At 37.7% G+C, this 22657-nt stretch carries 21 protein-coding genes and 2 pseudogenes; 18 read left to right on the top strand and 5 right to left on the bottom strand.

Annotation, left to right across the window (positions count from 1 at the left end):
- The first annotated feature begins 3 nt into the window (after positions 1-3).
- The 6 genes from rlpA to crcB all read left to right on the top strand — a co-directional run bounded on the left by rlpA (position 4) and on the right by crcB (position 5058).
- The gene (rlpA, locus tag JEP36_RS10385) at positions 4-1005 is read left to right on the top strand and encodes an endolytic peptidoglycan transglycosylase RlpA (protein ID WP_198620383.1); all 1002 of its coding nucleotides are present in this window, start codon (positions 4-6) and stop codon (positions 1003-1005) included.
- Between the two features lie 122 nt (positions 1006-1127).
- Complete coding sequence (dacA, locus tag JEP36_RS10380) at positions 1128-2339, top strand: D-alanyl-D-alanine carboxypeptidase DacA (RefSeq protein WP_198620382.1); 1212 nt, start codon at positions 1128-1130, stop codon at positions 2337-2339.
- A gap of 192 nt (positions 2340-2531) precedes the next feature.
- Positions 2532-2795, top strand: coding sequence for a DUF493 family protein YbeD (gene ybeD, locus JEP36_RS10375; protein WP_036912266.1), 264 nt, complete (start codon positions 2532-2534; stop codon positions 2793-2795).
- A 163-nt stretch (positions 2796-2958) separates the two neighbouring features.
- On the top strand, positions 2959-3603 hold the full coding sequence (lipB, locus tag JEP36_RS10370) for a lipoyl(octanoyl) transferase LipB (RefSeq protein WP_109374076.1): 645 nt from the start codon (positions 2959-2961) through the stop codon (positions 3601-3603).
- A gap of 101 nt (positions 3604-3704) precedes the next feature.
- Positions 3705-4670: a lipoyl synthase gene (lipA, locus tag JEP36_RS10365; protein ID WP_198630170.1), complete on the top strand. Its 966-nt coding sequence runs from the start codon at positions 3705-3707 to the stop codon at positions 4668-4670.
- A gap of 13 nt (positions 4671-4683) precedes the next feature.
- Entirely contained in the window at positions 4684-5058 is a 375-nt protein-coding gene (gene crcB, locus JEP36_RS10360; protein WP_023581134.1) for a fluoride efflux transporter CrcB, read from the top strand.
- 136 nt (positions 5059-5194) lie between these two features.
- Here the strand turns inward: crcB and cspE are convergent, their stop codons facing one another.
- Together cspE and JEP36_RS10350 are read right to left on the bottom strand one after the other, a co-directional pair.
- A complete protein-coding gene (cspE, locus tag JEP36_RS10355; RefSeq protein WP_023581133.1) occupies positions 5195-5404 on the bottom strand; it encodes a transcription antiterminator/RNA stability regulator CspE in 210 nt (69 codons plus the stop codon).
- A 197-nt stretch (positions 5405-5601) separates the two neighbouring features.
- Complete coding sequence (locus JEP36_RS10350; protein ID WP_109374074.1) at positions 5602-6075, bottom strand: methylated-DNA--[protein]-cysteine S-methyltransferase; 474 nt, start codon at positions 6073-6075, stop codon at positions 5602-5604.
- 283 nt (positions 6076-6358) lie between these two features.
- Here JEP36_RS10350 and nrdH point away from each other — a divergent pair, with 283 nt between their 5' ends.
- The 3 genes and pseudogenes from nrdH to JEP36_RS10335 all read left to right on the top strand — a co-directional run.
- Positions 6359-6583 (top strand): glutaredoxin-like protein NrdH, encoded by a 225-nt coding sequence (gene nrdH, locus JEP36_RS10345; protein WP_023581131.1) that lies wholly within the window; start codon positions 6359-6361, stop codon positions 6581-6583.
- 11 nt (positions 6584-6594) lie between these two features.
- Positions 6595-7014, top strand: coding sequence for a class Ib ribonucleoside-diphosphate reductase assembly flavoprotein NrdI (nrdI, locus tag JEP36_RS10340; protein ID WP_198630169.1), 420 nt, complete (start codon positions 6595-6597; stop codon positions 7012-7014).
- A 5-nt stretch (positions 7015-7019) separates the two neighbouring features.
- Positions 7020-7922 (top strand): annotated as a pseudogene (locus JEP36_RS10335) (ribonucleotide reductase N-terminal alpha domain-containing protein); the annotation flags it as partial.
- Between the two features lie 2 nt (positions 7923-7924).
- On the opposite strand, the gene JEP36_RS10330 reads toward JEP36_RS10335, so the two are convergent.
- Together JEP36_RS10330 and JEP36_RS10325 are read right to left on the bottom strand one after the other, a co-directional pair.
- Entirely contained in the window at positions 7925-8440 is a 516-nt protein-coding gene (locus tag JEP36_RS10330) for an IS630 family transposase (protein WP_332872990.1), read from the bottom strand.
- A complete protein-coding gene (locus tag JEP36_RS10325; protein WP_192529622.1) occupies positions 8424-8774 on the bottom strand; it encodes an IS630 transposase-related protein in 351 nt (116 codons plus the stop codon). The genes JEP36_RS10330 and JEP36_RS10325 overlap by 17 nt, the downstream gene beginning before the upstream one ends.
- Positions 8775-8834: 60 nt before the next feature.
- Here JEP36_RS10325 and JEP36_RS10320 point away from each other — a divergent pair.
- The 6 genes and pseudogenes from JEP36_RS10320 to JEP36_RS10295 all read left to right on the top strand — a co-directional run.
- Positions 8835-10064 (top strand): annotated as a pseudogene (locus tag JEP36_RS10320) (class 1b ribonucleoside-diphosphate reductase subunit alpha); the annotation flags it as partial.
- 24 nt (positions 10065-10088) lie between these two features.
- Positions 10089-11057 carry a class 1b ribonucleoside-diphosphate reductase subunit beta gene (gene nrdF, locus JEP36_RS10315; protein WP_198630168.1) on the top strand — a complete coding sequence of 323 codons (969 nt, stop codon included), beginning with the start codon at positions 10089-10091 and terminating at the stop codon, positions 11055-11057.
- A 623-nt stretch (positions 11058-11680) separates the two neighbouring features.
- Complete coding sequence (gene proV, locus JEP36_RS10310) at positions 11681-12880, top strand: glycine betaine/L-proline ABC transporter ATP-binding protein ProV (protein ID WP_100159403.1); 1200 nt, start codon at positions 11681-11683, stop codon at positions 12878-12880.
- Complete coding sequence (proW, locus tag JEP36_RS10305; protein ID WP_198626102.1) at positions 12873-14072, top strand: glycine betaine/L-proline ABC transporter permease ProW; 1200 nt, start codon at positions 12873-12875, stop codon at positions 14070-14072. The genes proV and proW overlap by 8 nt, the downstream gene beginning before the upstream one ends.
- Positions 14073-14206: 134 nt before the next feature.
- A complete protein-coding gene (gene proX, locus JEP36_RS10300; protein ID WP_198630167.1) occupies positions 14207-15202 on the top strand; it encodes a glycine betaine/L-proline ABC transporter substrate-binding protein ProX in 996 nt (331 codons plus the stop codon).
- Between the two features lie 283 nt (positions 15203-15485).
- Positions 15486-15836 carry a ribonuclease G gene (locus tag JEP36_RS10295; RefSeq protein ID WP_198620374.1) on the top strand — a complete coding sequence of 117 codons (351 nt, stop codon included), beginning with the start codon at positions 15486-15488 and terminating at the stop codon, positions 15834-15836.
- Positions 15837-15937: 101 nt separating this feature from the next.
- Here JEP36_RS10295 and JEP36_RS10290 read toward each other — a convergent pair whose 3' ends face one another.
- On the bottom strand, positions 15938-18271 hold the full coding sequence (locus tag JEP36_RS10290; protein WP_232805441.1) for a TonB-dependent hemoglobin/transferrin/lactoferrin family receptor: 2334 nt from the start codon (positions 18269-18271) through the stop codon (positions 15938-15940).
- 542 nt (positions 18272-18813) lie between these two features.
- Here JEP36_RS10290 and JEP36_RS10285 point away from each other — a divergent pair.
- The 3 genes from JEP36_RS10285 to JEP36_RS10275 all read left to right on the top strand — a co-directional run bounded on the left by JEP36_RS10285 (position 18814) and on the right by JEP36_RS10275 (position 22651).
- Positions 18814-19449 (top strand): CDP-alcohol phosphatidyltransferase family protein, encoded by a 636-nt coding sequence (locus tag JEP36_RS10285; protein WP_198620373.1) that lies wholly within the window; start codon positions 18814-18816, stop codon positions 19447-19449.
- A complete protein-coding gene (locus tag JEP36_RS10280; protein ID WP_198630166.1) occupies positions 19446-21215 on the top strand; it encodes a bifunctional alpha/beta hydrolase/class I SAM-dependent methyltransferase in 1770 nt (589 codons plus the stop codon). The genes JEP36_RS10285 and JEP36_RS10280 overlap by 4 nt, the downstream gene beginning before the upstream one ends.
- 104 nt (positions 21216-21319) lie before the next feature.
- On the top strand, positions 21320-22651 hold the full coding sequence (locus tag JEP36_RS10275) for a phosphatase PAP2/dual specificity phosphatase family protein (RefSeq protein WP_198630165.1): 1332 nt from the start codon (positions 21320-21322) through the stop codon (positions 22649-22651).
- The last annotated feature ends 6 nt before the right edge of the window (positions 22652-22657 follow it).

Raw genomic sequence — 22657 nt, 5'->3', positions numbered from 1 at the left:
TTTATGCGTCTGCAATGGGTTTTGATTGGTATCAGTACATTGCTACTGTCAGGGTGTGTTATTGATAAGCCGAATACCAATAAACAGCCAGCACCATTACCCAATGTGCCAGCTCAACGTGTTCTCGGTGCAGAGCCTCGTTACGAGCCTTATCACCCTACGGCAAATCAAGATTACCGAAAAAATGGGGTGGTTTACCGTATTGTGACTGATCCTGCAAACTTCAGTGAACGAGGAGAAGCGGTTGTCTATGATAGTTTAGCGATGAGTCGTTTAACTACCATTGGTGAGCGCGTAAATCCCTATGAATTTGCCGCTGCGCATCCTACATTACCGATCCCAAGCTATGCGAAAATCACAAACTTGCTCAATGGGCGCACAATGGTTGTACGTATTAACGACCGAGGCCCCTATGTTAATGGAAAACAAATCCAAGTTACGCCAGCGGTTTCTGATAGCTTACGTTTAATGCCGACAACTCCATTGCTTATTGAAGGAATTGTTGTTGACCAAACTGGCCATATGAGTGGTATTGGTACACATGGTGCGCAGATAGAGAAAAAAACAACGGCATTACCTGAGCGTCCTAATTTTAATGCTCAACCAGCAACGCCAGCGCCATTAGCGACATCAACGCCTACCAACAACAATATGCCAGTTGAGCCACCTGCTCCAACGCCAGTTCCAGCCCAAACTACAACGCCAGCGCCAGTTCCAATGCCCGCTCCAGTAGAGACAGAAACAAAAGCGCCAAAACCAGTATTATCCTCAAATTCCATAGCACAAGGCTTTTATGTTCAAGTCGGTGCTCTCAGTAATGAAAATAACGCACAACGTTGGCTAGATGATTTAGCATCATCAGTTAGCACCCAAGGTGTGATCAATAAAACAGATGGATTATATAAAGTGCAACTCGGCCCTTATTCATCTAAGGATCAAGCCGAAGTGATAAAAAGCAAGCTGAAACAAGTTAAAGATATCACTGGGTTTATTATTACCCAATAAAGGATAATTTTACGTAAAATCCTTTTTATATCAGCAAATTCAAGCGTAGAATCGTCTGGATTTGCTGATATTTTATTTATCAGTCCCTATTTTTCCCTGAATTTTCGGATTAAACAAACAGAATGAAACAGATACTCCCAGCAAAATTACTAAGAACAAGCCTATTAAGTGCCACTTTTGCTTTACTCACAGTAAGTCATCAAAGTATTGCGGAAGATTCCCTAAAAACAATGATACCCGCTGTTCCTAGTATCGAAGCCGAATCTTATATTCTTATTGATTATAATTCTGGGAAAGTACTGGCTGAAATGAATGCCGATGTTCGCCGTGATCCTGCAAGTTTAACCAAGATGATGACCAGCTATGTTATCGGTCAATCTATTCGTGCAGGTAAAATCTCTAATAGCGATATCGTACCCATTGGTGAAGAAGCATGGGCAACGGGTAATCCTGTTTTTCGTGGCTCTTCTTTAATGTTCTTAAAACCGGGTGATCAAGTTACAGTTGCACAGTTAACTCGCGGCATTAACTTACAATCAGGTAATGATGCTTGTGTCGCAATGGCCTCTTATGTTGCGGGCAGCCAAGATACGTTTGTGACCATGATGAACGATTACGTTAAACGCCTAGGTTTACAAAATACACAATTCCAAACCGTTCATGGTCTTGATGCCCCAGGACAATACAGCTCGGCTCGCGATATGGCGCTAATTGGTGCGGCATTAATTCGTGATGTACCTGATGAGTATGCTATCTATAAAGAAAAAGAGTACACCTACAACAATATCCGCCAAACTAACCGAAATGGTTTGTTGTGGGATACCAGTTTAAACGTTGATGGTATTAAAACAGGCCATACTGCATCTGCTGGCTATAACCTTGTCGCTTCTGCAACTGAAGGCGATATGCGTTTAATTTCTGCGGTTATGGGTGGTCACTCATCTAAAGGTCGTGATGCCGAAAGTAAAAAATTACTCACTTGGGGTTTCCGTTTCTTTGAAACTGTAAAACCATTGCAAGTGGGTAAAGAGTTCGCTGCTGAGCCTATCTGGTATGGCGAAACAGATAAAGTACAATTAGGGGTAGATAAAGATGTTTATTTAACTATTCCTCGTGGTCGTTTAAAAGATTTAAAAGCAAGCTATGTTCTTGATAATGTAGAATTACATGCACCCGTGACCAAAAACCAAGTTGTGGGAACAATTAATTTCCAACTTGATGGTCAAGTTATTGAACAACGTCCGCTTGTTGTGATGAATGAAGTAAAAGAAGGTGGCTTCTTTAGTCGTATTATCGACTACATCAAATTATTATTCTCACACTGGTTTGGCTAAGGCTTGAAAAAGGTAAATGTGACCACATATAACTATTATCTAGATATTGGCACAAACACATTTACCATTTACCCTAATTACCAGTATCGCATTCCTTATTATTTAAGGAATGCGCTTTTTATTTGCTAAGATTAGGTGTAGACATAAATTATTAAAACAACAGCACCTGTTGTCTTAAGGAATTACATTATGATGAAAACAAAATTAAACGAACTGTTAGAGTTCCCATGTTCTTTCACTTATAAAGTGATGGGTCACGCAAAACCAGAATTAGTGGATCAAGTCGTTGAAGTTATTCAACGCCACGCTCCTGGTGATTACACACCTTCAGTGAAACCAAGTAGCAAAGGTAATTACCACTCTGTTTCTATTACCATCAACGCAACTCATATCGATCAAGTAGAAACGTTATATAAAGAATTAGGTGAACTTGAACTGGTACGTATGGTTCTGTAATCTCTTCTTTTAATAGATAACTTTTTAAAAGCGCCTTTTATCATTAAGGCGCTTTTTCTTATTCTGCATCCCTTCATTTTTAATCCTACCGAGGAAAAAAAACATCTCAATCTGGTAGTTCATTTACTGGAGCGTTATACTGCTCTTCACAATTACGCTACAAATGAAGATTTTCACGGTGCAAGACAAGACAATCATTATTCGCCAATTAGGTGTGAAACCCTATTTACCGGTTTCTGATTCTATGCATCAGTTTACGGAAAAACGGGAAAGTCACACACCTGATGAAATATGGCTCGTTCAACATGAACAGGTTTTTACCCAAGGCCAAGCAGGTAAAGCTGAACACTTATTAAATACGGGGTCTATTCCTGTTATTCAATCTGATCGTGGTGGTCAAGTGACTTATCATGGCCCAGGTCAACAAGTAATGTATGTTTTAATTGATTTAAAACGCAATCATGTAGGTGTTCGTCAATTAGTCACCGCTCTTGAAAACACCGTTATTGATACGCTAGCGGAGTTTAATGTAGAAGCTTATGCTCGTGTTGATGCGCCCGGCGTTTATGTAAAAGGTGATAAAATTTGCTCTTTAGGATTACGCATTCGTAAAGGTTGCTCCTTTCATGGACTTGCGCTCAATATCGATATGGATTTATCCCCTTTTGCACGAATAAATCCTTGTGGTTATTCTGATCTAAAAATGACGCAGTTAATTGATTTTGCACCAAATACGACAACGACACAGGTAGCACCGTTATTAGTTAAGCATTTTTGTACACAACTAGGATTCCAACCACAGCAATAAAAATGCTATAATTTTTTTAACATTTGTCATATTTTTTTAAAACCCTGATTACCTCAGTCACATCGTGTTAATCACTCTAGATAACTGGAACTGGCACAATTATGAGTAAACCTATTCAGATGGAACGCGGAGTTAAATATCGCGACGCCGATAAAATGGCACTTATTCCTGTTAAAACAGTCGCTACAGAACGTGAACAACTGCTACGCAAACCTGATTGGATGAAAATAAAGTTACCCGCTGACTCAAGTAAAATTCAGGGTATCAAAGCAGCAATGCGTAAAAATGGTCTTCATTCCGTCTGTGAAGAAGCCTCTTGTCCTAACCTTGCAGAATGCTTTAACCACGGAACAGCAACCTTTATGATCTTGGGCGCAATCTGTACACGCCGTTGCCCATTCTGCGATGTTGCTCATGGCCGCCCAAATACCCCCGATCCGCAAGAGCCAGAAAAACTCGCTCAGACGATTAAAGATATGGGGTTACGCTACGTCGTAATTACTTCCGTAGACCGCGATGATTTACGTGATGGCGGTGCTCAACATTTTGCTGATTGTATTGCTGCGATTCGTGCAAAAAATCCAACGATCCGTATTGAAACATTAGTCCCTGACTTCCGTGGTCGTATGGATAAAGCACTTGAGATCCTCACAGACACACCACCTGATGTTTTCAACCATAACTTAGAGAACGTTCCTCGCGTTTATCGTCAAGTACGCCCAGGTGCTAACTATCAATGGTCATTGACATTGTTAGAGCGTTTTAAGCAAGCTCACCCTGATATTCCTACTAAGTCGGGTTTAATGGTCGGCCTTGGGGAAACCAACGAAGAAATTATTGACGTTATGCGTGATCTGCGTAAACATGGGGTAACGATGCTGACATTAGGGCAATATTTACAGCCAAGTCGTCACCATCTTCCTGTTCAACGCTACGTCAGTCCTGATGAGTTTGAATATATGAAAGAGCAAGCACTTGCGATGGGCTTTACCCATGCAGCTTGTGGGCCGTTTGTTCGCTCGTCTTATCATGCTGATCTTCAAGCTCAGGGGATTGAGGTTAAATAACAATTAATCTCTCATGCTTAACATTGCAATTGCTGTATTTATAGGTGGTGGTTTAGGTAGCGTATTGCGCTGGCTGATTAGCTACCGCCTAAATTCTATTTTTCCTCATTTTGCTACGGGCACCTTTATTGCTAATTGTATTGGTGCTTTTATTATTGCCTTTGGTATCGCTTGGTTTAGCAAAGCGCCACATATTGATCCTATTTGGAAAATTATGCTAACTACGGGCTTTTGTGGCGGTTTGACAACATTTTCAACCTTTTCTGTCGAAGTTGTCGCACTCTTAACTGAAGGAAAGATAGGATGGGCATTAAGTACGATGGGTGCTAACTTGGCGGGTTCATTTTTAATGACCGCATTTGCGTTTTGGTTACTACGAGAGATGTAATACTCGGAATGTAAAAAATCGTTAAAAAACAGGTTTTGCTCTAGGTATATAAAAACCGGTTAAAAAACAGGTTTTGCTCTAGAAATATAAAAACCCGTTAAAAAACGGGTTTTTACTGTCTCAAAGAAGTCGTTAATTAGATAGCGACAACGTTTGCAGCAGATGGCCCTTTCGCGCCGTCAGTAACTTCAAACTCTACTTTTTGACCTTCAGCAAGGGTTTTAAAGCCTTCTGATGTAATAGCGGAAAAGTGTACAAATACATCTTTGCTGCCATCTTCTGGAGTGATAAAACCAAAACCTTTAGTTTCGTTAAACCACTTAACGTTACCTTTTAATTTAGACATCAAGTTTACCTTTAAAATAGAAAATAAACGCAAGCGTTTTGCGTTGGCTATAGTAAAACAAAAATGATGATTCCCTGTCCACAGTCTAGATCACGAAACTCACATTTTTTTTCTGCCAAATGATTAATATTCAGACAAATCCCATGCCTTAACGCATAGTTCACTTAAGAAACAATACTTAATACTTACAATCTGAACTATTCATCAATTTCTACTTTTTCATAGTGAAGTAGCCAACGCTTAATATCTAATCCACCAGTATAGCCGACCAACTTACCGTTATGACCAATCACTCGGTGGCAAGGAATAATTAAAGAAATTGGATTGCGCGAGTTTGCCATTCCTACCGCTCTGCAATAATTGATCGAACCTAATGTAAGCGCTAATTTTTTATAGCTCCAAATTTCACCATAAGGGATTGTCTGTAATGTCTTCCAAACACGGCTTTGAAATTCAGTTCCTTCAGGCGCTAATGGCACTGAAAACGTCGTGCGTTTACCCGCAAAATACTCTTTTAATTGTTGCATACATTGGTTAATCACGGGGCTTGTGTTTACAGCAACCTCTTTATCATTCACAAAATAGAGACTTGTGATCCCTTTTTCATTTGCAGTGATAGAGATATAGGGTTTTGGAAAGCCTTTCGGTGCATCGAGATAGTCTTGGTACATAATGTTTTCTCTGCTGATTTGTCTTTAATAACAAGATTAAATCATGCTTGATTGGTAAAGCAATCATCTAATTACTCGTATATCTAATAAAAATTGATCAATCGAGCGATCTAAAAATAAAATTAATTCACTAACTATTTAATTTTAATGATAATCATTATCAAAAATGAAAATCACCATATATTGTGTGGTTGAAAATAAATAAATCTATATATAGTATTTAAGGACTTCTCATTATGGATGTGAAAACAGACGCATCCATATTTTTATAAGGGTTATTTTTATGTCTGTTATCCTCTATACCAAACCGAATTGCGTTCAATGCAGTGCCACAGAACGCGCCTTAAAACAGAAAAATATTCCGTTTGTTGCAGTTGATCTCACCAAAGATACACAAGCCCTCGCTCACATTGTTTCTATGGGATATCGCCAAGTACCTGTAGTTGTTCACGGTGAACAACATTGGTCGGGTTTCTGCCCTGATAAAATCAGACAGATCACGCTCTAAAGGAGCATCTCATGCAAACTGCACCTTTGATCTATTTTTCAAGTCGTTCTGAAAACTGCTATCGCTTTGTACAAAAGCTCAATTTAAAGGCGACCAGAATTATTGAAGATGAAACCTTGCTTGCAACACAACCTTTTGTGTTGCTTTGCCCAACTTATGGCGGTGGCGGTACTAAAGGTGCAGTGCCTAAAGCGGTTATTCAGTTTTTAAATATTCCTGAAAACCGTCAATTAATACGTGGAGTCATTGCTTCTGGAAATACTAACTTTGGTGCAGCTTACGGATTAGCAGGCGATATTATTGCACAAAAATGCCAAATCCCTTTTTTGTATCGATTTGAATTATTAGGTACGCCAGAAGATGTAAACCGCGTAAAAACAGGTTTAAGCACATTTTGGTCAAGCCTTACTGACCAATGCGTCACGAGATAATTAACATGACACAATCAACAGAACAACTGGATTACCATGCATTGAATGCCATGCTAAATCTCTATGATGAGCAAGGTAATATTCAGTTTGATAAAGACAAATTAGCGACACACCATTTTTTTCGTCAGCATGTAAATCAAAACACAGTATTTTTTCATGATCTAAGAGAAAAATTAGAATTCTTAGTTCAACAACACTATTACGAAGCTCAAGTGTTAGAACAGTATGAATTTGCCTTTATCAAACAGCTATTCAAACATGCTTATAGTAAAAAGTTTCGCTTTCAATCGTTCCTTGGCGCTTTTAAGTATTACACCAGTTACACCTTAAAAACATTTGATGGCGAGCGCTACCTTGAGCGCTATGAAGATCGCGTTTGCATGGTGGCTCTCACGCTTGCACAGGGTGATACTGATCTTGCACTTCATCTTGTTGATGAAATCATTAGTGGCCGTTTTCAACCCGCAACACCGACTTTTTTAAATTGTGGAAAGCAACAGCGTGGTGAATTGGTTTCCTGCTTTCTACTGCGTATAGAAGATAATATGGAGTCTATCGGTCGTTCGATAAATTCCGCATTACAACTTTCTAAACGTGGTGGTGGCGTTGCATTTTTGCTGACTAATTTACGTGAAGCTGGTGCCCCCATTAAACGTATAGAGAATCAATCTTCTGGCGTTGTTCCTGTTATGAAGATGCTTGAAGATGCTTTTTCCTATGCCAATCAGTTAGGCGCAAGACAAGGAGCTGGTGCTGTTTATCTTCATGCACATCATCCAGATATTTACCATTTTCTTGATACAAAAAGAGAAAATGCGGATGAAAAAGTGCGAATAAAAACCCTCTCTTTAGGCGTTGTTATCCCTGATATCACATTTGAATTAGCGAAACGCAATGAAGATATGTATAGTCAGCTCAAAATAAAATTGTTATGGTTAGGGCAAACATCATAAAACAATTTGGATAAGTCGTTTTCCATCCAGCCTTGGCGTAGAAACTTCACCTGAGCCCATTTCTTTTCGATAGGGTTTAGGTCTGGGCTGTACGGCGGCAACCAAAGAATACGATGCCCGTGCCTGTTTAGTAGCTTTTGAATGCGTTTGCTCTTATGAAATTTGGCGTTATCCATCACAATCACGCATTTGGTTTTAAGACTTGGGATTAGGGTTTGTTTGCACCAGTTGTAGAATATGCTGCTGTTGATGTTTGTCTCAAAGTAATCAAGCGCAAACAGCATCTTTTCATACAGAGCACCAATAACGTTGGTTCGCTTTTTACCTTGCCAGTTGTAGCTATCGATACAAGGCTTACCAATCGGTGCATAACCATGAGAGCGAATGGTTTCAGACTCAAAGCCGCTTTCGTCCATATATACAATGGGGTAGCCTTGCTGCTTAAAGTGCTCAAGCTTATTCTGATACGCCACTCTTTTGATCGGACAGGCTTTTGGATGTTCTAAAGTCTTTTTTTTGACTGATGCCTAGGCGCTTTAGGGCATGATGAATGCCTGTTTTACTACAGTTTAAACGACGTGCTCGCTCGTACTGATAATCATCAGGATGTTCTTTGACATCATTGAGTAGCACGTCATCTGGTATTTTATAGGGTTTGGTTTGCCTGGTTGTTTTACTATGAACACGTCTCTTCCAGTTTTGTATGGTGGTTGGGCTGAGGTTATAGAATTTAGCTGCCTCGGCAAAGGTCATACCCTCGTCTAAGCTTTTTAGTACTTGTTTGCGGAAATCTAGTGAGTAAGTCATGGTCTTTATAATAACAATTGAATTTGTTAATTATTTTATAACATTTTTAAGTAGGATTGACTATATCTCTTCTCACCTTATGATGTACAGCGTGTTTATGGCGTACCTATGTCAGAGATCAGTATTAGTGAAAAATACAGTGAAATGGTGAATAACGCGCAAATTCGTAAGAAAAAAATTAAAGCGAGAGAGTTTTTCCAAACACTTGCCGAAATTCAATTTGAATCTGGCTATCCTTATATCATGTTTGAAGATGCAGTAAATCGCGCCAATCCTATCGCTGGTAGAATTAACATGAGCAATCTTTGCTCTGAAATCTTACAAGTCAACAGCGCAAGTGAGTATCACCCTGACTTAAGTTATCGCCATATCGGTCATGATATCAGTTGTAACTTAGGTTCTATGAATATTGCTATGGCAATGGACTCACCTAACTTTGCACATACCGTCAGCACTGCAATTAGGGCATTAAGTAATGTCTCTGAAATGACGAAAATTGAGTCCGTTCCTTCTATTGAAAAAGGTAATCTCGCTTCTCATGCCATTGGTTTAGGGCAAATGAATTTACATGGCTACTTAGCCCGTGAAGGAATTTATTATGGCTCTGAGGAAGCGTTAGATTTTACTAATATCTATTTTTATACCGTCACTTACTATGCGTTATTAGCTTCAAATCAATTAGCGATTAAGAAAAAGCAGCACTTTAAAGGCTTTGAAAATTCAAAATACGCAACGGGTGAATATTTTAATAAATATGTATCACAACAGTGGTTGCCTAAAACTCAAAAAGTCCACCAGCTATTTAGCCAATCTAATATTCATATTCCAACACAGGAAGATTGGCAGACTCTCAAGCAATCTATTATGACGCATGGGATCTATAATCAAAACTTACAAGCAATACCACCGACAGGGTCTATTTCCTATATTAACCATTCTACATCAAGTATTCATCCTATTGCCGCGCCAATAGAGATCAGAAAAGAAGGTAAGATTGGGCGAGTTTATTACCCTGCTCCCTTTATGACCAATGAAAACCGTCAATATTATCAAGATGCATATGAAATTGGAGCTGAGAAAATTATCGATACCTATGCCGAAGCTTCACAACATATCGATCAAGGGTTATCACTGACGTTGTTCTTTTCTGATGAAGCCACAACAAGAGATATTAACAAAGCGCAAATTTACGCATGGCGTAAAGGTATTAAAACCTTGTATTACATACGTATTCGACAATCTGCATTAGCAGGTACTGAAATCAAAGGCTGTGTTTCGTGCGCACTTTAATAATAACAATAAGGAGAACATAGCATGTCATCACCTTTATTAAGCCACGTTAATGCGATTAACTGGAATCGCATTGAAGATGAAAAAGATTTAGAAGTTTGGAACCGTTTAACCATGAATTTTTGGTTACCTGAAAAAATTCCACTCTCTAATGATATTCCCTCATGGAACACGCTGACTCAAGCTGAAAAACAACTGACGATCCGTGTTTTCACAGGGTTAACTTTGCTTGATACGATCCAAAACACCGTAGGCGCACCTACTTTAATGCCAGATGCACTCACGCCTCATGAAGAAGCAGTATTATCTAATATCTGTTTTATGGAAGCGGTTCATGCTCGTTCTTACAGTTCGATATTTTCTACACTCTGCTTAACAACCGATGTCGATGAGGCATACCGTTGGAGTGAGGAAAATCCTTACTTACAAAAGAAAGCAGAAATTATTTTGCGTTATTATCAAGATAAAGATCCTTTAAAGAAAAAAATCGCCAGCGTCTTTTTAGAATCCTTTTTATTTTATTCAGGATTCTATTTATCAATGTATTGGTCAAGTCGAGGGAAATTAACTAATACAGCTGATTTAATTCGTCTTATTATTAGGGATGAAGCCGTTCATGGTTATTATATTGGCTATAAATTTCAAAATCAGTTATTAAATAAATCAGAATTAGAAAAACAAGATATTAAAGATTTTGCTTTCTCATTATTATTAGATTTATATGACAATGAAGTGAAATATACCGAAGATCTTTACGACACTGTAGGTTGGACAGAAGACGTCAAAAAATTTCTTCATTATAATGCAAATAAAGCATTAATGAATTTAGGGTATGAAGCTTTATTCCCTGATGAAATAACTGATGTCAGTCCTGCAATTCTTTCTTCATTATCACCAGATGCAAATGAAAATCACGATTTCTTCTCTGGTTCAGGCTCATCTTATGTTATTGGAAAAACCATTAACACTGAAGACGATGATTGGGATTTTTAAGGTTTATTAGCCTAGTTGAAGTTAAGATAAATAACACAATACATTCAATTTAATTATGTATCACATATAAAACATAATACACTGAAAAATATAGACTATTTTTTGGTGTATTTTTATTTGTTCACTAAACAATCTAATTGATTGATTTTTGCCGTTCAATATTGTCAAAAAATCAATTTTTTTCGAATAATTTTAGCTTACATTAAGTAGATAGAGCTTATAATAAGATAACAAACATTAATTTAACTAATACATTATGATTTTTTTTCATTTAATTTTCATCTCTTTTTCCCTTTTATTTTGATATTGAGTTTTCATTTTTATTGAGATCCTAATCAAAATAACAATATCTCTAAAAATAAAGTTATTTCAGTTAGTTAGAAGATAATATCTCTTTTAATAAATTTTATTTATTTCACTTTATTTAATTATTAATCATATTAAAAATAAAGAAAAAACAGCCAAATTATTTAATTAATTATAATTAACATAGGGTTGTCAGACTCAATCATTGTGGTAGGGTATTTCTCTTACTAAAATTCTTATTTAGGAAAAATAACAACACTTATTTATTAATATTTAATTTATTCCTTTCAATATTTAAATAGGAAACACTATATTGCATGGCAATTAAACTCGAAGTAAAAAATCTCTACAAGGTATTTGGCGAGCACCCTAAACGCGCTTTTGAATTATTAGAATCAGGTATGAATAAAGATCAGATTTTTGATAAAACAGGGCTTACGGTGGGCGTTCAAAATGCAAATCTGGCAATTGAAGAAGGCGAAATATTTGTCATCATGGGGTTATCTGGTTCAGGTAAATCCACTCTAGTCCGCCTTCTCAATCGTCTGATCTCTCCGACAAAAGGAGAGGTGCTTATTGATGGTGAAAATATTGCCACCATGTCAGATAAAGAATTACGACAAGTTCGTCGTAAAAAAATCAGTATGGTGTTTCAGTCATTTGCATTGATGCCTCATATGAATGTGCTTGATAACACTGCATTTGGAATGGATCTCGCGGGGTTAAGCAAAGACGAGCGTTATAAAAAAGCGATGGATGCCTTAGAGCAAGTCAACTTGGGTAGTTACGCAAACTCTTGGCCTGATGAGCTTTCTGGTGGGATGCGTCAACGTATCGGCCTTGCGCGTGCGCTTGCTAATGATCCTGATATTTTGTTAATGGATGAAGCCTTTTCAGCACTCGACCCGTTAATTCGTACTGAAATGCAAGATGAGTTATTAAGCTTACAAGGCGATAAACAGCGAACCATTGTCTTTATCTCTCATGATCTGGATGAAGCGATGCGTATTGGTGACCGAATTGCCATTATGCAAGGTGGCGTTGTTGTCCAAACGGGAACACCAGATGAGATACTCAACAATCCAGCAAACGATTATGTGCGTACGTTTTTCCGTGGTGTTGATATTAGCCACGTATTTAGTGCAAAAGATATAGCCAAACGTCGCCCAGAAACCTTACTGCATGTTGCGCCCGGTTTTGGTCCTCGATCTGCATTAAAAGTACTCGAAGATGAAGATAGAAACTTTGGCTATCTCATTGAACGAGGAAGAAAATTTGTTGGTATTGTTTCAGTCACATCTCTTGAAGAGGCACTCAAGAATAAACAACCTATTGAGTCAGCTATTTTACCTGAGCCTTGTGCCATTAATGGTGATACACCGTTAAACGAGCTGATTTCAACGGTTGCACAATCTCCCTGTGCAATTCCTGTTATTGATGAAAAAAACCGTTATATCGGCTTAATTTCTAAAGGAATGTTACTACAAGCACTGGATAAGGAGACGCCAAATGAGTAATACAACAGATCAAAATACAGTTTTGGATACAAAGATCCAAGAGGCTGCGACAAACGAAACTGCACAAGAGACAACCAATCACGTAAATGATGATCCTTGGGCAACAACAGATACTAGCGCAACAGAAAGCGATCCTTGGAGCAGTGCTGACAGTATATCAACAGATGCCGATCCGTGGGGTGCAGGCAGTGGTACTGACAATATTGACACCTCATCCGCTGGCAGTGATTGGCTAGATGCCGCATCGACGGATGTCGCACCCGATTCTTTCAATCTTATGGATCCGTTTCACAATACGCTGATCCCATTAGATTCATGGGTTACCGATGCGATTGACTGGATTGTGTTGCACTTTCGCCCTGTTTTCCAAGGTATTCGTGTACCAGTTGATTTGGTATTAAGTGGTTTTGAAAATTTCTTAACCTCAATGCCAGCACCTATCGCCATTATTCTGTTTTCTCTGATTGCATGGCAACTTTCAGGCAAAGTCATGGGTGTCGCATCCTTTATCTCATTAATCTTAATTGGTGCGATTGGTGCTTGGTCTGAAGCTATGGTTACCCTTGCATTGGTACTCACTTCATTACTGTTTTGTCTTATTATCGGGCTCCCATTAGGAATATGGTTAGCTAACAGTGATAGAGCATCCAAAATTGTTCGACCTTTACTGGATGCAATGCAGACAACACCTGCGTTTGTCTACTTAGTGCCTATCGTCATGTTATTTGGTATTGGTAACGTACCCGGCGTTGTGGTCACCATTATTTTTGCCTTACCTCCAATTGTGAGATTGACTATTTTAGGGATCAAACAAGTCCCTGAAGATTTAATTGAAGCGGCACAATCATTTGGTGCAAATCCTCGTCAAATGCTGTTTAAAGTGCAATTACCGCTCGCCATGCCAACGATTATGGCAGGTGTAAACCAAACACTGATGTTAGCGCTTTCAATGGTTGTTATTGCATCAATGATAGCCGTTGGTGGATTAGGTCAAATGGTATTACGCGGTATAGGTCGCCTTGATATGGGACTTGCTGCCGTAGGAGGTGCAGGTATTGTTATCCTCGCCATTATTCTTGACCGATTAACACAATCTTTAGGTCAAAACAGCCGTCATAAAGGCAATCGATGCTGGTATATGACAGGGCCTATCGGTTTAATTTGTCGACTCTTTGGCAAAAAAGCATCGTAATAAATATTTTCACTATTTATTTAAAATCAGTATCAAAAATCAATAAAGAACAACACGTTCAATCAATACAAGAAATAGAGGCGACAGTTCGCTGTCGCTATTTATCTCTTACCATCACAACAGAAGGAAAAACTATGCGTAATCCAGTTATCTGGGCAACAGTATTGTCCGCCACACTGATAAGCACCCAGTTATCCGCTGCTGATTTGCCTGGAAAAGGGATTTCGGTTCAACCCGTGCAAAGTACGATTTCTGAAGAAACCTTTCAAACATTAATCGTCAATAAAGCACTAGAACAATTAGGTTACACTGTTCAGCCAATTAAAGAAGTTGACTATAACGTTGCTTATTCCTCTATCGCCAATGGTGATGCAACTTTTATGGCAGTCAGTTGGGTTCCTCTTCATAATTCACAATATGCAGCGGCAGGAGGTGATAATACCTTTTATCGTAAAGGGGATTATGTCGTTAATGCAGCTCAAGGTTACTTGATTGATAAAAAAACAGCAGAGAAATATAACATTACGAATATTGAGCAATTAAAAGATCCTAAAATTGCCAAATTATTTGATGCCAATGGTGATGGCAAAGCTGATTTAACAGGTTGTAATCCGGGATGGGGTTGTGAAGAAGCGATCAACAACCACTTAAAAGCCTATGGATTAGAAAAATCTGTTACACATAACCAAGGCAATTACGCGGCAATGATGGCAGATACCATTACTCGCTATAAAGAAGGCAAACCCATTTTTTATTACACATGGACGCCTTACTGGATAAGTGATGTATTAAAACCGGGTAAAGATGTTGTTTGGTTACAAGTCCCCTTCTCTTCGTTACCAGGTGATGATAAAACCGATACCACATTAGCAAATGGTAAAAACTACGGCTTTCCACCAAGTACTATGCATATTGCAGCAAATAAAAAATGGGCTGAAGAAAATCCCGCTGCGGCAAAACTCTTTGAAGTGATGAAAGTGTCTGTTGCCGATATTAATGCGCAAAACTTGCGTATGCATAATGGTCAAAAATCACAAGCAGATATTGAACGTCATGCTAATGCATGGATCAAAGCCCATCAAAAAACCTTTGATGGTTGGATTGAACAAGCTCAGGCTACTGCAAAGTAATCAATAAATAATCTTAAATTAAGATTATCACAAAACAGGTCACATTATTGTGGCCTGTTTTTATTTATAAAAAACTAAAATTACATGTAATTAGGCAAAACGAGTTTATATAAAAATTAAAAGATCTTAATACAACTTTATTATTAAGATTATTCTTTTTATTAATGGCAAAGATATACCTGTCTTTCATTCTCTCATTTATTCAATTATGATTATTCCTTTCTCCAGTTGCCATTTTGGCATTTTCATTTTTATATTTATTATTTTAAATAAGGAATAAACTGTGTCTTACACTAACAAACCAGTACCTGAAGAAATTAAACGTTGGAACTGGGGTGCTTTCATGTTTAATATTATTTGGGGTTTCGGTAATAAATCCTATCTTCCATTATTAGTACTTGTTCCTTTACTTAATCTTGTTTGGATCTTTGTCTGTGGTATTAAAGGGAATGAATGGGCTTGGAAAAGTGGTGATTACGATTCTGTTGAAACCTTTATGAAAGTGCAAGAAACATGGAACAGAGCGGGCTTTATTTACTTTATTATTAGTATCATTATGGCTGTTCTTTTCTTTATTTTCTTCTTCACTACCATGATGGCAATGATTGCAACTTCTGCATCACACGGTTATTAATTCAATATCTTGAGTATTGAATTCTAAATGACAATAAACCCCATAATATCTATGGGGTTTATTTAAGCGACCAAAGGCCGCAGTTTTTATTTTCAGTAATATTAGAAACGTTTTACCACAGTAAATCGATAATCACGTCCTACACCTGAAACTGATTCACCTAAATAAGGGTAATAATCACGGTTAAATAAATTTGCGACCGTAAAACGAACCTCAGTATTATCTATAAAAGAAGGTTCCCAATTCGCAAATAAACCGTGGATTGCATAACCTTTACTTTTTGGTAATGACCAATAGCCAGCATCAGGATCAGCATCTATTGGCGAGCGGCGTTGAGCGCCAATAAAATCGCCCGTCCATCCCATATTGACATTAATACTTGGTACTTTTACACCAAGGGTGGCATGTAAAGCGTCAGGCTGGATCTCTGCAATCCATGTTTTTTGACCAAACCACGGATCACGCGGTGATTGGTCACGTTTTCCTTTCATTGTTGAATACGCTAAACGACCGAATACATTAGGGCTATTATAAAAGGCTTCAATTTCCAACCCTTGAATATGGTAACCCGGTAAATTACGGTAATTACCTATTGAAGGCGGACAATTTCCATTATGCCCATCCACTTTTTGGCTTTCACAATAGACACCACGGCGGCGGAAGATTTCGTCTTTACCACGAGTATCAAACAGTGTTGTTCTTAATTGCAGTTGGTCTTCTTGCTGAATAACACTTTCAAAGTCTGCAATTGCACCAATTCGTGCAGCTCTTACTGTTTCTTTATCTAGGTGGCGACTTGTTCCCGTTAAGCTAGAAACACTTCCTTGAACTTCATACTGCTCATCAATCAATGGCGCTCGCCATGTGTAGGTTAGATCACCAAAGAATCTGAAATTCTGATTCATTTTCCATAATAAACCTAAGTGAGGCGTTGCCCCGCTATAAGTCACATCCGAATAATCATGGCCATAATAGGGATCAGGATCTTGATAAGTGATAGCTCGGCTTCCTTTACCTTGATTTTTAACGATATCGTAGCGAACACCTGGTGTTATCGTCAGGTTTCTATAACTCATCGAATCTTGAAGATAGAAACTGGTTGTCGTTTGCGTACCTTCTGGCATATAAGGAGGCGCATAATATCCATAGTTATAATTTGGATTCTTAGCTTTATCACGAGTAAACATTAAGACATCACGATCATTACGATGCCAACGTGTTCCCACTAATACTTTATGCTCTAAAGCACCTTGCATAATAGTGCTTTCATTTTTAATTTCAATTTGATGATTTCGATAATCTACCCAACTTTGATTTCCCATGCTGCTGCTAAAATAGGAGCTTGCTGTCTCTGGGCGACTATCGTTTTGCTTAGTTTTTGAATAACCGTAGGTAAGCGTTAAATTAATTAGATCAGAATCAACTGGCTGAATATTCCATTTCACACTGAAGGTGTCATCTTTTTGATCACGATAAACTAATTTACGTTTCATCGCCGCATCAAAGCCATATTTATCCACTTCAGCTTGGCTAGGTTTAGCTAATTCATCCCGTTTAGCCGCCCAAGGTGTCCAACCATCACTTTCTGATCGTGATGCTGATAACGTTAATGTTTGTGCTTCAGTTAAATAGATATTCGTTTTAATTAAAAAAGAATCTTGGTCTGACTGTGAATAGCCAAATTTAGTCCCATCCGGGCGTCGCAGATCATCACTTTCACGGCGGTTGAAATAGAATAATCCGTCAGCTTGACCATCAAGTAATTTGCCATATACCGCACCACTATAACGATTTTGTCTGTCGTTAGTATGATGTCCGTATTTTAAAAACATCCCAATATTCTGATCGGGTAATAATAAGTCATCGGGATCTTTGGTTTCAATTCTCACCGAACCACCAAATCCGCCATTTCCTTGAGTAATATTATGAGGCCCTTTATCAACATCAATACGACGTATTAATTCAGGATCAATAAAAATTGAACCTTGACGATATTTCTCAAAGGTTTTAGGTGTACCATCAAGGGTGATTTTAATATCTTCAGGATTACCCATCCCCCAGATATTTAATGTTTGACCTCCTGGTCTGGGTGAACCCGATGATGAAATTCCGGGTAATTTATCCACCAGCTCTGCAATATTATTAGGCTGAATTCTATCGATATCTTTTAATGTCAGAACGGTACTTCCTGCATCAACACTCGAATTGAGCTCACCTGATACATAGATAGGCTCAAGAGTAATCTTTTCACTCGATTTTGGTTGTACAGGACTCTCCGACTTTGTGGATGTCGTTATTTCTGGTTTTACACTTTCAGTTGCATAGCTATTTAACGAAGTGAGTGAAGTCAATAATAATGCAATCGCTGATGACGAAAATGAAAATATCCCAATTCCCTGACGATAAGCATCATTTTTTGCTAAGAAATGGATCATAATAGTAGTATCTTTTTGTATGGTTATTAGTTTGATAGATGGTTAGAGCTGTAACTAACAGCGCTAATTATGATAATGATAATAATTATCTAGTTTTTTTGCATTTATCACTCAATACAGATAACTACTCTATTGATACACTCCTGTTAGATTTAAATTTTATCTAAAATGATATTTTTAATAAATTAAACTAATTTCATTAGTTACTATAAGGTATTTGATATTCCTTATTTCATTCCTCTCATTTAATTCTCTAATTATAATTACGAATATATTACTAAAGAAAATTTAATCATTCTTAAAATAAAAAGAATAAAACAGACACGGAACAGTCTGATAATTACAATTATGCGTATCTTATTTTCCCTTTTTTAAGGCGCTAAATAATTATTAATTCAAGTAAATTTCAAATATTAGTTTTATGTTTAAATCTTAAATAAATTAAACCATTGAAATAAAGATATTCAATGGGATAAAAATCAGCTAATAATAAAATAATAATTTTGAGGCAATATACGCACTTTTGAACACAAGGATGCGTCATGACAATTTATGACCTAAAACCCAAATTTCAATCTCTATTGCGCCCTTATGTAGAACAGTTATTCACAAAAGGGATCACCGCAAATCAGGTCACGCTCTCTGCTTTACTGTTATCCATTGCCGTTGGTGGGTTACTTTTACTTTATCCTTCCCCTCGTTTATTTTTATTACTCCCTTTTGTCCTCTTTTTTCGTATGGCGCTTAATGCCATAGATGGCATGCTTGCACGAGAACATAATCAAAAAAGTGCGCTTGGGGCGATATTAAACGAAGCCAGTGATGTTATTTCAGACATTGCACTCTATCTACCTTTTGCTTTTATTTTTCCACAAGCCTACTGGTGGATCATGCTGACACTTTTTTTAATGATAATGACTGAGTTCTTAGGCGTTCTAGCCCAAACTATTAATGCTTCTCGTCGTTATGATGGCCCGATGGGAAAAAGTGATAGAGCTTTTATTTTTGGTGCTATTGCGTTTTTTATCGGATTATTCCCCTCACTGACATTATCAGAAAGCACACATTATCTTTTTATTATTATTAATTTATTACTTTTGTTGACTTGTTATCACCGAATTCATCGCGCACTAAAAGAAGCAACGATGACAGATAAAGATAAGGATACATCGTTATGAATCAACAGCCGCAATATCAAACTCAAAGGAATATGATTGAGTCTGAATTTACCACCAGCGATAAGACACCGTTGTATTATCGTCATTGGCCTGCTCAAATTACCACTGAGCCAAAAGCAATTATTTTATTTCACCGAGGACATGAGCACTCAGGCCGTGTTGCTCATCTCGTTGATGAGCTAGATCTTCCTGATTTTTCAATGTTTGCTTGGGATGCTCGTGGGCATGGTAAAAATGAAGGTGCTCGCGGTTATAGCCCATCAATGGGAACATCAATAAAAGATATAGACGAATTCGTTCATTACGTTTCTTCTAACTATAATATTCCAATGGAGAATATTCTGGTTGTTGGTCAAAGTGTAGGTGCCGTTTTAGTTACTGGTTGGGTACACGATTACGCTCCCAAAATTCGTGGCATGGTGCTAGCTTCTCCTGCATTTAAAGTGAAATTATATGTTCCTTTTGCACGCACAGGTCTTGCCTTAATGCAAAAAGTTCGCGGGCTTTTTTATGTTAATTCGTATGTGAAAGCGAAATACCTAACCCATGACCAAAGTCGTATCGACTCTTTTAACCAAGACTCACTAATCACTCGCCCTATTGCTGTCAATATTTTATTAGAGCTTTATAAAACAGCAGATCGTGTTGTTGAAGACGCAAACGCGATTACTTTACCAACACAGTTATTTATTTCAGGCAATGATCATGTTGTTCACGCCAAGCCTCAACATCTTTTCTATGAACGTTTAAACACATCAATTAAAGAAAAACATGTTCTACCAAGCTTTTACCACGATACCTTAGGTGAGAAAGATAGAGTTATCCCTATCAATAAAATGCGCAGTTTTATTGAAAAATTGTTTGCACAACCACTTTATCAACATGATTACCAATATGAAGATACTTGGAGCCATAGTGCAGATGTTTATCGCACATTACAAACCCCTCTTCCTACATATTGTCCAAAAAGACTTTATTACAAAATACTTAGCCGTTCTATGAGCACTTTAGGTAAAGCATCTGAAGGTGTTGCTCTGGGTTACGATAAAGGTTTTGATTCTGGATCAACTCTGGATTATGTCTATCGTAATCAACCGCAGGGAAAAGGCTTATTTGGTCGTGTCGTTGATAGACAATATTTAAATAGTATTGGTTGGCAAGGCATTCGCCAACGAAAAATTAATATTGAAAATACAATTCGTTATGCCATTCGCCAATTAATACAAAATAATATGCCTGTGCATATTATGGATATCGCCGCAGGACAAGGTCGCTATCTTTTTGATGCTGTTAATGATTATGGTAAGGTCGATTCGATTTTAATGCGCGATTATAGCGCTATTAACGTTGAACAAGGCAGAATGGTGATTAAAGAACGTCACTTAGAAGATAAAGTGCGTTTTGAAGAAGGTAACGCTTTTGATGCAGAAAGCTTGAGTACTGTTTCGCCTTCACCAACATTAGGTATTGTCAGCGGGCTCTATGAATTATTCCCTGAAAATCATCTGTTAAAAGAGTCTTTAAAAGGGCTATCGCAAGCCATACCAAGTGGCGGTTTATTAATTTATACCTGTCAACCTTGGCACCCCCAACTTGAAATGATTGCGCGTGTATTACCGAGTCACCAAAATGGACAACCTTGGATCATGCGTTGCCGTAGTCAAGGTGAAATGGATGCTTTAGTTAATGAAGCTGGTTTTGAGAAGTTAGATCAACAAATTGATCATTGGGGTATTTTCAGTGTATCAATAGCAAAACGTCGCTAACGGAATGCACCATCAATAACTGAGCTATCGCTATATGGCAACATATAGCGATAGTTTTAAGTTGTTGTAAAAATAGAAACATAAACAAAGAAAGGAATTTTAGTATGGGTGGAACCCAACACACTCAAATAACATCATCGAGAAAAAGTATCTGGCTTGCTGGTATTGTATGGCTGTTGTTTCTTGCCCCATTTTTCTATTTAACTTATATGCAAGTTAACACTTACACTTCCACTTTATCTGATATTCCTTCTTTTGTTTATTCGTGGGAAAAAGCGATTCCCTTTTTACCTTGGACAATCATTCCTTATTGGAGTGTGAATATTGCCTATGGTATTTCACTGATTATTTGTACAACATTGAGAGAACAATTTATACATGGGCTACGTTTAATTGTGGCCTCTCTTATTGCTTGTGCTGGTTTTTTATTATTTCCTTTAAAATTTAGTTTTATTCGCCCAACAACAGAAGGATTTTCTGGTTGGTTATTTACCCAATTAGAAGGTTTTGATTTACCTTATAATCAAGCTCCTTCTTTGCACATTATCTTATTGTGGATACTTTGGTTACGTTTTCGCGCACATACGCCTAAATCATGGCAATGGTTTTTAAATTTATGGTCATTGCTTATTGCTGTTTCTGTACTGACAACATGGCAACATCACTTTATTGATATTATTACAGGCTTTGGTGTTGGCGTATTTATCTGTTATTTATTGCCAATAAATTCACGTTGGAAATGGCATTTTACTGGCAGCAAACGCAGTTTACGTATTGGTAAAAACTATGCGTTATCCGCAATAGTGTTCTACCTGTTATCTTTTGGTTTACAAGGTTTCTTTTGGTTTTTTCTCTGGCCTGCAATCACATTAACTTTTGTGACTTTAGGTTATTTAGGGGCAGGAGCTTCTATTTTTCAAAAAAATGCACAGGGTGAAATTCCCCTTTCTGCACAGATAATCCTATTACCTTATCGCTTTTTTGCTTGGTGTACTTATCGCTATTATTTAACTTGCTGCCAAACACCCAGTTTAGTAACTGAAGGTATTTTATTAGGTGGACGCCCACTTTATAAATTAAAAGCGAATGCAGTTTTTGATTTAACCTGTGAATGGCCAAGAAACAAATTTAGCCAAAATCAGCTTTATTTAGCCCAACCTCAAATCGATTTATTACCATTATCTCCAGATGATATCAGCAAAGCCATGTTGTCTATGGAACAACTTAGCCAAGTAGGTACTGTTTATATTCATTGCAAATTAGGCTATTCACGCAGTGCCACCATTGCGGTTGCATGGCTCGTTTACAATGGCACAGTAGATACTTTGGAAGACGCAATAAAACAGGTGTATCAAACACGCCCTCAAGTGATCTTAAATTCAGAAACACAAGAGGCATTACAAATTTGGTATTCATGTTTCCAACAAAATAGATAACGAGGG

This window comes from Proteus sp. PR00208, assembly GCF_016238545.1.
Classification (GTDB): domain Bacteria; phylum Pseudomonadota; class Gammaproteobacteria; order Enterobacterales; family Enterobacteriaceae; genus Proteus.
The sequence above is the reverse complement of the archived record's forward strand: the minus strand, read 5'-3'. Positions and strand labels throughout refer to the sequence as shown.